This is a genomic window from Providencia sp. TYF-12 (genome assembly GCF_041344805.1).
Taxonomy (GTDB): domain Bacteria; phylum Pseudomonadota; class Gammaproteobacteria; order Enterobacterales; family Enterobacteriaceae; genus Providencia; species Providencia huashanensis.
The window spans coordinates 168,484-181,527 of the sequence record NZ_CP166833.1; the positions used below are offsets into that span (position 1 = coordinate 168,484).

The 13,044-nt window shown below is 31.3% G+C and carries 14 protein-coding genes; 4 read left to right on the plus strand and 10 right to left on the minus strand.

Annotated elements, in window-relative coordinates; translation table 11 throughout:
* Positions 1 to 919: 919 nt before the first annotated feature.
* From ABE954_RS00770 to ABE954_RS00815, 10 genes are all read right to left on the minus strand, one after another.
* Positions 920 to 1,945: a hypothetical protein gene (locus ABE954_RS00770; protein WP_048605551.1), complete on the minus strand. Its 1,026-nt coding sequence runs from the start codon at positions 1,943 to 1,945 to the stop codon at positions 920 to 922.
* A 15-nt stretch (positions 1,946 to 1,960) separates the two neighbouring features.
* Positions 1,961 to 2,491 (minus strand): fimbrial protein, encoded by a 531-nt coding sequence (locus tag ABE954_RS00775; RefSeq protein ID WP_208292499.1) that lies wholly within the window; start codon positions 2,489 to 2,491, stop codon positions 1,961 to 1,963.
* A 17-nt stretch (positions 2,492 to 2,508) separates the two neighbouring features.
* Positions 2,509 to 2,781 (minus strand): hypothetical protein, encoded by a 273-nt coding sequence (locus ABE954_RS00780; RefSeq protein ID WP_371025697.1) that lies wholly within the window; start codon positions 2,779 to 2,781, stop codon positions 2,509 to 2,511.
* A gap of 219 nt (positions 2,782 to 3,000) precedes the next feature.
* Positions 3,001 to 3,411, minus strand: coding sequence for a hypothetical protein (locus ABE954_RS00785; RefSeq protein ID WP_166687000.1), 411 nt, complete (start codon positions 3,409 to 3,411; stop codon positions 3,001 to 3,003).
* Between the two features lie 22 nt (positions 3,412 to 3,433).
* On the minus strand, positions 3,434 to 4,144 hold the full coding sequence (locus ABE954_RS00790) for a molecular chaperone (RefSeq protein ID WP_042848572.1): 711 nt from the start codon (positions 4,142 to 4,144) through the stop codon (positions 3,434 to 3,436).
* 8 nt (positions 4,145 to 4,152) lie between these two features.
* Positions 4,153 to 6,624, minus strand: coding sequence for a fimbria/pilus outer membrane usher protein (locus tag ABE954_RS00795; RefSeq protein ID WP_247603824.1), 2,472 nt, complete (start codon positions 6,622 to 6,624; stop codon positions 4,153 to 4,155).
* Positions 6,625 to 6,641: 17 nt separating this feature from the next.
* On the minus strand, positions 6,642 to 7,184 hold the full coding sequence (locus ABE954_RS00800) for a fimbrial protein (RefSeq protein WP_371025698.1): 543 nt from the start codon (positions 7,182 to 7,184) through the stop codon (positions 6,642 to 6,644).
* Positions 7,185 to 7,244: 60 nt separating this feature from the next.
* The gene (locus ABE954_RS00805) at positions 7,245 to 7,787 is read right to left on the minus strand and encodes a fimbrial protein (protein WP_042848569.1); all 543 of its coding nucleotides are present in this window, start codon (positions 7,785 to 7,787) and stop codon (positions 7,245 to 7,247) included.
* Between the two features lie 203 nt (positions 7,788 to 7,990).
* On the minus strand, positions 7,991 to 8,242 hold the full coding sequence (locus tag ABE954_RS00810; protein ID WP_042848568.1) for a helix-turn-helix transcriptional regulator: 252 nt from the start codon (positions 8,240 to 8,242) through the stop codon (positions 7,991 to 7,993).
* A 929-nt stretch (positions 8,243 to 9,171) separates the two neighbouring features.
* On the minus strand, positions 9,172 to 9,534 hold the full coding sequence (locus ABE954_RS00815) for a YibL family ribosome-associated protein (RefSeq protein ID WP_042848564.1): 363 nt from the start codon (positions 9,532 to 9,534) through the stop codon (positions 9,172 to 9,174).
* Positions 9,535 to 9,874: 340 nt separating this feature from the next.
* Here ABE954_RS00815 and ABE954_RS00820 point away from each other — a divergent pair, with 340 nt between their 5' ends.
* The 4 genes from ABE954_RS00820 to ABE954_RS00835 all read left to right on the plus strand — a co-directional run bounded on the left by ABE954_RS00820 (position 9,875) and on the right by ABE954_RS00835 (position 13,019).
* Positions 9,875 to 10,432 (plus strand): tyrosine-type DNA invertase, encoded by a 558-nt coding sequence (locus ABE954_RS00820; RefSeq protein ID WP_042848563.1) that lies wholly within the window; start codon positions 9,875 to 9,877, stop codon positions 10,430 to 10,432.
* 939 nt (positions 10,433 to 11,371) lie between these two features.
* A complete protein-coding gene (locus ABE954_RS00825; RefSeq protein ID WP_042848562.1) occupies positions 11,372 to 11,761 on the plus strand; it encodes a helix-turn-helix domain-containing protein in 390 nt (129 codons plus the stop codon).
* 82 nt (positions 11,762 to 11,843) lie between these two features.
* Positions 11,844 to 12,407 (plus strand): fimbrial protein, encoded by a 564-nt coding sequence (locus ABE954_RS00830; RefSeq protein ID WP_042848561.1) that lies wholly within the window; start codon positions 11,844 to 11,846, stop codon positions 12,405 to 12,407.
* Between the two features lie 66 nt (positions 12,408 to 12,473).
* Positions 12,474 to 13,019: a fimbrial protein gene (locus ABE954_RS00835; RefSeq protein WP_225833133.1), complete on the plus strand. Its 546-nt coding sequence runs from the start codon at positions 12,474 to 12,476 to the stop codon at positions 13,017 to 13,019.
* The last annotated feature ends 25 nt before the right edge of the window (positions 13,020 to 13,044 follow it).

Here is a 13,044-nt window from a genome sequence, read left to right on the forward strand (position 1 = left end):
TAGTGCTTACTTTCCTATTTATAAGTAGTTGTTAGGTACTATCATGGATTGGTATTGGCAATTTTTTTAGGATAATATTCCTATCGCGCCATGAAAATCTTGAGAAAAGTATAGAGAGTTATTATAACCAACTGGCCATGTATGTTTTCATAAGCAAGCGCCTCGTCTGAGCGAGGCGATAACCTTAATAGGCTTCGTTTAAAGAGCGAATGAAATAACCGAAATACTATTAAGAGAAAAATAGTGAGTATGCAGGTAGATTATATGATTTTTTGAAACGTATAATCTACTGTGTATTATGATGGGTTATGATTACTAGATGTGAGTTAGTTAAAAATATTGTTTTTGTATAATAACAATACCCACAACCCACTCATTAACCTCTTAATCAGATTATGAATTTAGGTATGATTTTTGTCTTGGGGGCATTAATGAGGGCAATGCTATTTATCCAACTAAGTAAACCCATTTAATATCAACGTCATTACCTATTAAATACGACTCCTGTAATAGCCATTCAAGTTCAATATACCTCCATTGAAGGCAATTAAATCCTTTAAATTCAATGCAGATTTAGATATATTTGATAAATAATATTAAATATAAACACACAAAATAGAGGGGCTTATAACTAACACCGCCCTAATTTAAGAACCCTGTTTTATTAACTTATCGATATACGTAAAGAAATTTATACTACGAAAACGATAGAATTATTAAATAGTGTTGTTCGTTACCCGATTAAAAAATCATCGGGTAATTTTTTTTTGGTATTTAACAGGCATGAATTTACCATAAAAGTGAACTATGCTGATATAAAATTATCTACAGGTTCGATTTTTATCTAAAAACACTTGTATTATATACTTCTGCATATTTTTAATTATTTAAAAATTAAAGTATGTTAAATAAGTTAATATTAAATATACTCAAAAATTAAGACCCCACCACCACTGATGTTGCCAAAAGATACATTGGATCTACTTTTTCCTAATGTAATTCCTATATCTAGTGTTTTATTAGTAATACTTTGAAGTGTCGTGATTAATTGCTTTTTACCATCAACTGCCAACTCACCGTACCAACCAGATGACACATTTCCTAAATCTAAACTTGTACGAGTTGGATTTGCACTATCAATAGGTTTTGAGGGCTGGTAAGTTACTTTAATATTTCCAGGATAAGTACAGCTAACGGTTACACTTTTAGTTAGATTTACTCCATCAGCTATTGATTGTGGTAAAGAACCAAAATTAAAATCTAGTTGAGTCTTATCTACACGACAAGTATTAATAACGGTTACATTAAAAGTAAGTACAGCTGAGTTTTTAGGTTGGATAAGCGCAACAGAACTTAACCATTTAGCTGGTATATTTGGGTTTCTGACACCAAATAAAGTCGTGTTTACTTTAATAATATGCGGTGTATTTCTAATTGGGAGATTAGTATTACTGATTAATGTAATAGGAGTTTCTCCACTAAATGATTGTGGCGTATAAGGGGTTCGCGAACAGGTTGCACGGCCAACATTACCTGAGCTTTGCCCTATCTGTGCATATTGTGTATTTGGATATCCATTGATTGTACCTAATGATTGGGGTAATAAAATTCTAAAAGTAAATTTTTCATTGGTAATAGGATCTACATAATCCACTGTATTTGGTGCAATCACATATTGCATATTAGTTGAATTAGGTGAATTCCCGTATGGAGGACATGCACGAGATCCCCATGCATACTCAGTCATTTTTCCTCCCATACTACTTAGCTTAGCTCTTAACGTTAAATTGACACCATTAAAGTTAGCGCCCGTCCAAGTTGTATCAGCTGTAAATTGAGTACCACTATACCCCATGACTGTCCAGTCATCTGGATCACCAGCATTGCTAATACTAGAAATAGCCAGTAGTGAAGCAGGTAACAAATAAAAAACGGTTTTCATCATAAAATATAATCCAAATTATAAATAACTCATTAGGATAGCAACAGTACTATCGAAGCTACCTTCCGTTAATAGTAATTTATTGGGGGTAATTAACGAAGCTCGAAGGATAAATGAGCCTTGTAGCTCATTACTACCAAAAGGAATCCATTTATTTAAATCAAGATTAGCATTACTCTTGGTTAAAGAGATTCCCAGTCCATTCTTTGATGTTCGTAATACGTTGTTACCAACTTGTGTATAGACACCATATTTAGTTGGATATAGATACAAGTTCATAACTTTATTAGCTGGAACTGAACTTCCTGTACAGTTATATTTTAACTGAATATCCTTATAGGCTGTTCCATTTTCAACTTCAGAGAAGTCAACATTATCAAAATTTATAAATAATGGTGATTCATTATTTTCACCTAAAATAGTACAAACAGGAGCAACTATAGTTGCTGTAATATTAATTTTTACATCAGCACGGCCATTATTAAAATCAGCAGCAGTTACTACTCTAGAAAAAAGTAATAATAATAAGAGCGACTTTCTTATTTTCATTATATAACTTCCTATTATTAGTTATAATTAACCATAATGCTTGCAGTTCCATGTACGGTTCCTGGTCTAGCAAAGTCACCTTTTTTTAGATATGTATTCAGTACTAACTCTGCTTTATTTTCTGAACTCACTCTAACCTCAAGTGGTTGATTAAACGAAATTAGTTCGCCATCAAGGCTCTCAAGACCAACGATTAGACCTGTTCCTCCTTGTGTTGTTAAATAATCAATTCCATTTTGTTTATATATATTTGTAGAAGATAATGAAATTTTTATTATTTTATCCATCATAGTAGGCGTACAGTTTTCAAATTCAATTTTTAATGGTTTTTTATCTGAATATTGCCATTAACCTCAATATAACCTAGTGAATAAGGAATGAATTGAATGGTTATCTCTGACTGTTTAATTTCACATTTTTTATCAATTAGATTTCCATTGAAATTAATAAGCAAATCACTCGAAAAAGCAATAGGAGTCATAGTAATAATTAATATGGAAAATATGAATTTAATCATAATTTAACTCCATGATAGCTGAGCTGCCTTTAGTATTTTTATTTTGTATATAAAGTATGTTTTTACCAGAATAAAGTGGATGATAAATATCATATACTGTAGTTGTTATGTTGTTTTTTTCGATCAATTTAGCCTTGGCTTGTAAAGGTATTTTAATATTTTTATTATTTACTAAACATTGTTCTAGTTCAATAAAAAAAATATCGTTATTATATTCATCATCCAAAATAACACACGGAGAGTACATTAATCCTACTTTAAAATGCAGTTTTCCACTTAAACTATCCATTTTAATAGCCGATGTTACATCATGTGATGGAAAAGAACGATTTTCATCATATTGACTAGCTACACTGCTTAATGAAATAAAAAGTGAGAAAAATACTACAGAAAAATATTTCATTGTACCCTCATTTTATAACTGGCTATTGTTGACTATCAGCTTTGCATACTGATGATTTGCAGTTAAAGGAAACAGTTGGTCTACCACCGTAATCATTTATGTAGGTTAAGTACGGTTTCTGGAAATGTGTACTTTTAACTTGATGACTTCCAAAAGGGTCAATCATAAATGAATCAAATGCGCCATTTTCAGATTTGTTTTTGTCACCCGCTAACCCAATGACCGTTAAATAAAATGGAGAGGTATTTTTAATAATATACCCATCATTTACTGTATTCAGCTCTAGATCTAAGGCCCAATCAGTTTTTGCTTTATCTAAAATAGGCTCTGGGCGATAAAATAATTTAATTCTTGATTGTAATGCAACTTGCATTACGTTTGGCTTATCGCTTTTCGGTGGTATCTCTCTTAAATTAAAATAATAAATAGACTCTCTATCTTTAGGTAATTTAGATACATCCGTAGTTGAAATTCTAATCATACTTTTTATATTCGGTTCTAAGCGCTGAACTAACGGTGTCGCAATTAATGGTCCTGTTGTAATTTTATTTCCATCTTTATCGTCAATCCAAGCTTGAGCTAAATACGGCAAGGTGTCACTCTGGTTTTCGATATTAATAATTACAGGGGTAGAATCACCTTCTACTATTGCTCTGGTTCTATCAAGAGATACTGCCGCTATGCTATTTTGTGCTACCAATAATAGCGGAAGTAATAAAAATTTATTTTTCATAAAATTCTCTACTTTTTGCAAATTAAAATAATTTGGTTTGCATTATCTAAATTGGGTAATGTTGTATTACACTGATTTTTATTAGACCAATTGATATTTAGCCTTTCTTCAGATTGAACAGCTGTTAACCATACTAATCCGTTATCGCTAATTATCCCGACTTCTCTACCTTTTTCATTTAGTACTTGAGCACCAAATGGAGGAGAACCTGAATTATCTGCCATTTTAATAGTTGCAAATAATTTGAATCCCTTATCTGCACTTATTTTTCTGTATCCAATTGCACCTTCTGTTAATGCAATATCATATATCGTATTTGATGACTCAATATTATCTGGTAATTTACTCATATCAACATTATAGCTATTTTTGTAATAGCTGGTCATATTCGGAATAACTCCGATCCCTATTCCATTTGTTACTGTTGAACCATTATTTAAAGGAACATCAGCGATATTATTTGTATCTATCATTAACCTAGCTGCAGATGAATATGATGAGCTATGTAAAGCAATACCATGCTGTGTTAATGTTACACCACCATTTAACCCCATACCTAAGCTAGAATCACCTTTATCTGAGATTGAAATATTACTATTTAAAGACGCATAACGAGTTGATAAATCATACATACCAGCTAGCGTACTTTGTTTTTTAGCATCCTTACCATAACTTGTTGATGCGCTTAAGTTATAGTAATCATTATCCTCAGTTAAGGTAGATACAGAAACACGCGAATTATAGGTGTCATTATATTTCATTGTGTCAAAAGTGTAGAACTGCTTGCCAAATGGAACTGAAAGCATCAAGCTAATTTGGTCATCATATTTATTTTGGTAATAACTTCTATTTGCTGATAGCGTTATACTTCCTCCTTGTAAATTTAAATAAGGAATATTAACGCTTTTACCTATATTTAGGCCGTATTGATGAGTTTGACCTCGATCCCAATACTGTTGTAATTGATAATTTAAATTTATATTAAATTCACCTAGACGCTTTGAAAGACTTATTTGATAGCGTTCTTTTTCATTATCAATAAATTTATTATTTCTTAAATCTAAATATTGAGACATAGTATAAAATTTTCTATCAGTAAAACGATACCCCGCAAAAGTTAGATCCATATCGTAATCATCAAAAGTTTTAGAGTAATTAATACTATATGAGTTACCTGATGGACTATCATGATCTAACTGCGAAAAAGAGCGAGCTATATTTACAGATAAAGCACCAAACTGATTCATAAATCGGCCAAAGCCTAATGAAACTTGTTGATAACCTTTGCTTATATCTGAGGCTGCATTTAATGACCAATTATTATTTAAACCATGTGAGACTTCTCCTCTGAAGAAAAAAACGCCTCTATATACTGAATGGTCTCGTTTAATTGGTTGCCCTGTAGTTACATTATATCGAGTAGTTCCAGGACGAGTTAAATAAGGCACATTGGAACTATTAACAATAAACTGTTGTTCAGATCCATCTTGCTCAATAATTTTTACGTGTAATTCACCACGAGTACCACTATTCAATGATTGAATTTTAAATGGACCAGCAGGTACATTGCCATCATATATTACCCTTCCTAATTGAGTAATAACAACGCGAGAATTAGTTTTAGCTATTCCTGTAATTTCAGGAGCATATCCTCTTAGTCTAGGAGGTAACATTGAATCGTTTGTAAATAAAGATAATCCTGTAAATCTAAAAGGTTCTAGTATCTGTGATGGTGTTGTACTTTCACCTACGACTAATTTAGCATCTAATGCTTTAATATTTCTATATAAATAAATTGCATTAAATAAAAAATTACGAATTGTTGATGTTTGGCTATTTGACTCTTGTCTTTGATAATTACCATAATATTCACTTCGTAAACGCCAAGCACCCATATTAGCACCAAGATATCCACTGATCGATGCAATTTGATTTTTTAAACTGTCATTATCGCTATATTGATAGTTGGCATTGTAATCTAATAATAACCCGCTGATCCCTTCATCCCAAAGGGTTTTGGGTAACCAGTTTACATCCATATACTCTAAATATAATTGAGGTATATTTATGATTACCGTTCCCTCAGGTAAATTAGGAGTAACACTAACACCCTTCAAAGCCAAGAAATTAATACATTCCCCGTTATTCCAATAGGTCAGTTCTTTCACATATTTTTCTTTAAGGCCTAAACTATTAATATAGTCTTTATCAATACATATATCACTCACAGAATCATCATTATCATTAGCTATAATTTTAATAGGAGAGGCCGATTGAGTTAATTGAGTACTATTAATAATTATATTAAAAAAATAAGTTCCAGGAAGAATAAAATTTGGATTTTGAAACCTTGATACGTCAATATTCGCTTTATCTGTGCTATCAAGTATATCTGTATTGAACTCTACAGAATAGGATACTTTGTTAAAAAAAAGCATCGACACCATTAAAATGGTCATTTTTTCTTTTATTGATAACATCGTAAATACTCATTAAATTAATAGTAATCAATATCAAATGTAATGATACTTGAAAATTCTCCTACTTGTGGCCTAAGCCCATCATCAACAACAATTTCAGATAAAAAGTTTAATTGTTGTTCATTGACTGATTTCGTTTTGCCTGCAACTCTTTTTAAATCATAAATGGGATAATATTCATTAGGCTTGACAATGTTATTTCCGTTTAATATATAAATAGCCAAACCATCGGCATCATTAAATTTAAATCCATTAAAGTTGCTTGTTACTGAACCTGAAAATTTTATTCTTATAGGTGATTTCTCATCCTCAAAATAAGAATTTGATAGCTGACAGTTTTTTAATATTATTTTAAATGGTTTGATTGTCTTTTTATCTTTAATTCTACTTAAAGGGTAATCACCAAATTGAATAATTTGATCTTTACTTGTTAGTTGCATTGAACAACCCGAGGCTAATATTTCACCTTTAACTGTTGCTTGTCCCCAATTCATTGCTGCAAATGCTGGAATGCTAAAAAAATGAGCAAAAAAAGTGGCAATAATTAACAAGTTTTTCATAATAATATTCTTTTTCAGGTAATATACTCCTCCACATAATAGTGAAGGAGTGTATATAACTTACTGGTATGCGATTTCGAAAGTAGAAATAGTTGTGAAATCGCCCGCTGTTACAGCAGCAGCACCTGCTTTTTTAACAAAAGCAGAGTAAGTTAATGTATTGTCACCATCGCGCAAATTTAAGTTAGCAGGAGTACCAAAAGTAATATCTTTAATACCTACAGCAACGTTTGCAGCACTGCCTGTAGTTGCTAAAAGATTTTGACCTGCAATTTTACTTACACCATCAAAAGTAATAGTTGCTGTTTTAGTTACTGTAGTTGGATTTTGTGGATCGCTGTTATCAATTGATGTTAATTTACAGCCTTTCAGATTTAAATCGAAGTTTTTATACTTTGAATCTCCATCATTTAATTGACTTAATGATAGTTGGCCAAAATCAACAATTGTAGCAGTACCACCTTGTCCTGCATCTAAGTTACAAGGCGTATCGCGAACTTCACCTTTGAAAGTAACAGTACCAGTATTAGTATCTGCAATTGAAGCAAATGACGTTGTTAACATTGCTGCTACTAATACAGACATATATTTGTTATGTTTCATACTATTTCCTAATATCATTGTTAAGATGTTAATATTTATGTTTTTGAGAATGGAATTATATTAATTTCATTGACTAACACAGATAAGTATATCTGTATAAGAAAGAGTTTTTGCTATATAAATTTCTTTATTATACAGGAATATGAATAATGTATTATTATTTGATAATGTAGTGTTTACTCATTACTAAAATTTTATTTCTCTCATTTCAAATAGGATGAGTATGAAACAAAATCTGAAAATGATGCATTCATAATTGATAAAATAAATATCAAATCTGGTAATGATAGGCCATTTGAACCTCGTTCATATCGTGATATTTGCTGTTGACTTACTCCTACTAATTTACCTAATTGTGCACCAGTTAATCCATTTTTAAGTCTGGTTTTTCTTATAAAATCACCAATTTCTAGGTTTATATTTTTTACAATGAAATTTTTTTGGGTGCTAATCATAATAAATTCCTCAATAATTTATTTAATTAAACTAGTGAAGTTATAATTTCTTACTGATTTAATTTTCATTTAATCTAGCTTTTATTTTTATTTATTTAAAGATGTTTATATCGATCGATTAGTTAATTTTGATAGGCTAACCCTATCAAAATGCTGTTATTGATCGGTTATTCGGATCAAAATGTGACTTTAACTACTATTTAAAGAACATAACAATATGATTTTATGGTTTTTTTTTGATTCGATATTATGTTGTTAATTTCGAGCAGAACTATAATTTATTTATTTACATTACAACTTACGTATTAAATAAAAAACATTTTGTTACATATAAGTACGTATTTATTATATTTTGTTTCATAATAATATTGTTACATTTTAAATTAATTACAGTAAAAACTATAACGTTAGGGTTATTTTGATTTTATATTAGGGTGAGATTATTCTTAGTATCGTTTGTCTTTTTAACTAACATAATAGTATATACATTCTACATTTTAGAGTATTAAATAGAATGAAAGAGTTATAGATGTTTTTAGAATTAATGTAGTCCTCTATAACATAAAGCTTAGATTTCATATGAGTTTTATTCGGGTTTAATAGTTTCTCTATTTAAATCCTCTTCTTTTCATTTTTCGTAGAGTATGATAATTGCCGTTACTACTAGCTATGATGAATTTTGCTATAGCGGTTAACTATTAGAGTTTACATTGTTTACTCGATTATCAATGAAGTTACATGACATGTATATTCGCCCAATGATAATACTTAAGCTTATTTAGGGTGATTTTAACGACTGAGTCATTGACTTCAATTGATATCTTTAGCATGAAAATGGAGTTTATCTACTGCTGTATTACGTTCAGAGTTAGAGCGCTTAGGCAGTAAATCATAAATTGGCAAAGTATGTTAAAGAGGGGCTTCTCTCACTAGAAGTCAGTCTTAGAAAAACCAGTCATACCATCCAGCCCCATTTCACGACCTAATGCCGTCATGGGATGGACAATGACCAGCCCTCGCACGGTTTTTTTCAGCTTACCAAGATCAGCTTGTTCTTTCTTCGTAATAGGGCGTTTGAATGGCATATCAACCAATTTTTGCGCTTCTTTACTTAATTTTTTGTTACGTACCTCTTTTAGACGAGCGATTTCAATTTCCAGCGTCGCTTTTTCTTTCTCTAGCTCGGCGTATTTTTCTGCTTCATTCGTCAATTGCATACTGGTCATTTGGTGACGAATAAGGTCTAAACGGTCGCTAAGAAGCTTAATTTGTGTTTTTTCGATTTCTTTCATTATTTATTAACCGTGGATAAATTTTATTGTGGGCAAGTATACACTATTGCGCGAAAGAGAGGGAAAAGAGATGCTGGCTAATGCCCCTTTGAAGTTACTTTTATCGTTCATCATCCATGTGATGAAAACAACATAACTACCTTATAAATCAACTTATCACTCAACTATCCATCGTATTTTATTCTTTTATGTCTTAGTGACATCATGATTAAGTGCTTGCATTGCGGTATCATCACTGCCCTTTCTGACATATTATATTTAATTTTCTAAAAAATTATTATTTTTAGTTAATTTATCGTTGGTATATAGCGAAATATAACGAGGTATAGATGAGATCATAATGACTAAACGTAAATTTATTACACGTACAGAAGTTAATTCTTTATTGGAGGCTACAAAGCAAGGTCGCTATCCTAATCGCGACTATTGTTTGTTATTAATGAGCTTTTTGCATGGGCTAAGAGTGAGTGAGCTCACTCATATCACAATGTCTGATATTGATTTGGTGCAGAAAGTGATATTTATTAGGAGACTAAAAGGAGGGTTGTCTACCGTACAGCCTATAATTCCCGAAGAGTTTACTGTGATTGAAAAATGGCTAGTTGAACGAAACTCTTGGAAAACAGCAGGATCAGATTGTTTATTCATTTCACAGAAAGGAAGCCAAATTTCTCGTTATCAAATTTATCGTTTATTTGAACAGTATGGAAAAATAGCAGGGCTTCCTGTAAAGCTTCATCCTCATATGCTAAGGCACGCATGTGGTTATGCATTAGCTGATTTAGGTAGGGATACACGATTAATCCAAGACTATTTAGGGCATCGAAATATCGCTCATACTGTCATTTATACTGCTAGTAATGAAAAAAGATTTAGCGGTATTTGGTCGAATAAATAAGCAATTTAATGACTTGTGTCAACATAAAGCTAACATTAAACATAATAATATGAACTAAACACCAAGAATACCTCAGTTATTTAGGCAATTGATATGATAAAGCTGAGGTATTCTTATGCATATTAAGGGCAAAAATTATTTTTAAAGCCATAAATAACATGTTCAAATGACTTATTTTCCAACCTCTAAAAATAAAATTAGTTAATAATTTCATCTATTCTTTTTTTTTGAATTATCATAATTTAATTACTCCAATTAAGGGTATCAGTAACCCGCTTGCGTTGTTAACTAATTGTTATCATATTTTAATCATTTCTTTTACAGTGATAGTCTATTTTGGATTGTCTAATAAAGTTTTTCTGTTAAATGGCGTGTTATAAGCGAGGTTTTTTAGATGATAAATTTATATTCTTTGTTTTTGTAAGATTAAAAATCTATAGTTTATGGTTTTTGATGCGTTGACGCAGTATGTAATAAAAAAATCAATCAATTATCGATGATAATCAACTGAATGAATAAAATGCCTATAAAAATCAAGCTACAACGCAACATAATAAATCAAAATGTTGCGTTAAATAAGTTTTAGACAAATTGTTTTTTATATAAGAATCGTCAGAATTAAAATCTTTAATATATCTACTAAACTGGTAGAGTTAGATTATTTGACTGGTTGGTTTTATTGCATATAAAAATCATGAATGATAACTTTTTGTTGTTAATGACAATTTTTTACATTAATTAATAATTACCTCTAAAATGCATTACAGTAACAGAATTTTATGCTATTTGATTTTGGTTAGCCTGATAATTATACTTATTAGGTAATTTAAACATTTTGATTTATTTTGTTGCGTTTTTTTTCATGTAAAAAATGAATTGTTTGTTTTATGAGCAGCTCTGATTGTTTTGCCACATTACACAAGGCTTTATTGGTGAGATATGAAAAGTAATAAATTAAAGACCAGTATAGATAGCTTTCAGAAAATACTAACCGAACAAATTGGCATGGAATTATCCTATCTTAGAAAGGAGAAAGGGCTTAGTGGTAGTGAGTTAGCTAAAAAATTAAAGATATCACAACAACAAATATCTCGTTATGAAAGAGGAATATGTAGCATTAACTGTGGAATGCTATTTTCAATTTTATTCTATCTAGAAATCAGCCCGAGTGCATTTTTTGAAAGTGTATCATTGAAAATAAATGAAAAACATCCTAGTGCTAATTCATTTATTCATAATAGTGAGTGTTTGTCCGATGGAAAGGATAACTACCATTATATTTTTAATCGACAAACAGAAGTTATTTTAAATTCTTTATACAGCAAATAGTTATTTTAAAAATAATAAATTCTAACTATGCCCTACATCATGTCGGGTAATCATCACGTTGTTATATATAAATGAGGTTCAAATGAAAAAAGTATTTTTAGCCGCACTAGTTTCTGCCGCTATTGCATCTCCAGCACTGGCTGACCAAGGACATGGTAAAGTCACCTTTAAAGGTGAAATTATCGATGCCCCTTGCTCAATTAGTTCAGATTCTATTGACCAAACAGTATGGTTAGGCCAAATCGCTAACTCTATTTTAGCGAATGGTGGTACTTCTAGCGCTAAACAATTCAATATTGAATTGGAAGACTGTGTATTCCCGAAAGATGCAGATGACAAAGTGTACAACGATAAAGTGAGTATCACATTCTCTGGTTCTAGCGCTGCTTTCAACTCTAAATTATTGGGTGTAACAGGTTTAGATGCAACAGACCCAACTATTGCTGGCAACGTAGGTATTCAATTAACGGATACTAATGGTGCAGCATTAGATATGGGAGTTGCAACAGCTCAAGAACACCAATTACAAGCGGGTGATAATACATTGCGTTATAGCGCTTATGTACAAGGTGCGAATGTTGCGGTTGATAAAATTCCATTAGGTAAATTTGAAGGCGTAACTAACTTTACCTTAACTTATAACTAATTGATTAGTTTAAGAGGAATACCTTTGTGTTCCTCTATTAATCACCAAACTAAGTCAGAGGTTAAAGTGAAAGGATTTATCTATTTGCGAAGAAAAGCATCTTCTCTATTTCTTCTAACATTATTTCTTTCGCCACAAATGGCAGCATCATCTCATGGATGGGGAAAAGTCACGATGAATGGCGAAATAGTCGATACTGCCTGCGCAATAGATATTGGGTCTAGGGATCAGACCATTAATATGGGGGTGCTTCCAACAAGCTATATTCGTGAAGTTGGGAAAGGCCCCATAAAAGAATTCAATATTAAGCTCATTGATTGTCGTTGGGAAAAATATTCGAAAGATAATAACGAATGGAATTCACTCGAAGTCACTTTTGATGGCCCATCTGAAGGTGATTTTTTCACACTCTCGGGTGAAGCAAAAGGAGTGCAATTGGCATTGCATGATATATCTGGATATTCCATTACACCAGGAAAGCCATTACCTGTATTAGGAATTACGCCAGGGACAATGATCCTGAAATATCAAATGCAATTAGTCACCAATTATCATCCTGTTAAAGCGGGTAATTACCAAACCTTATTAAGGTTCAAGGTCGATTATTATTAATTCTAAGAAATTATATTGGTGTTTT

Coding starts and splice junctions, on each gene's coding strand:
- ABE954_RS00805 (WP_042848569.1), bottom strand. CDS start 7,787: ATGAAACATAACAAATATATGTCTGTATTAGTAGCAGCAATGTTAACA.
- ABE954_RS00770 (WP_048605551.1), bottom strand. CDS start 1,945: ATGATGAAAACCGTTTTTTATTTGTTACCTGCTTCACTACTGGCTATT.
- ABE954_RS00810 (WP_042848568.1), bottom strand. CDS start 8,242: ATGATTAGCACCCAAAAAAATTTCATTGTAAAAAATATAAACCTAGAA.
- ABE954_RS00790 (WP_042848572.1), bottom strand. CDS start 4,144: ATGAAAAATAAATTTTTATTACTTCCGCTATTATTGGTAGCACAAAAT.
- ABE954_RS00830 (WP_042848561.1), top strand. CDS start 11,844: ATGAAAAAAGTATTTTTAGCCGCACTAGTTTCTGCCGCTATTGCATCT.
- ABE954_RS00825 (WP_042848562.1), top strand. CDS start 11,372: ATGAAAAGTAATAAATTAAAGACCAGTATAGATAGCTTTCAGAAAATA.
- ABE954_RS00785 (WP_166687000.1), bottom strand. CDS start 3,411: ATGAAATATTTTTCTGTAGTATTTTTCTCACTTTTTATTTCATTAAGC.
- ABE954_RS00800 (WP_371025698.1), bottom strand. CDS start 7,184: ATGAAAAACTTGTTAATTATTGCCACTTTTTTTGCTCATTTTTTTAGC.
- ABE954_RS00795 (WP_247603824.1), bottom strand. CDS start 6,624: ATGTTATCAATAAAAGAAAAAATGACCATTTTAATGGTGTCGATGCTT.
- ABE954_RS00780 (WP_371025697.1), bottom strand. CDS start 2,781: ATGATGGATAAAATAATAAAAATTTCATTATCTTCTACAAATATATAT.
- ABE954_RS00775 (WP_208292499.1), bottom strand. CDS start 2,491: ATGAAAATAAGAAAGTCGCTCTTATTATTATTACTTTTTTCTAGAGTA.
- ABE954_RS00815 (WP_042848564.1), bottom strand. CDS start 9,534: ATGAAAGAAATCGAAAAAACACAAATTAAGCTTCTTAGCGACCGTTTA.
- ABE954_RS00820 (WP_042848563.1), top strand. CDS start 9,875: ATGACTAAACGTAAATTTATTACACGTACAGAAGTTAATTCTTTATTG.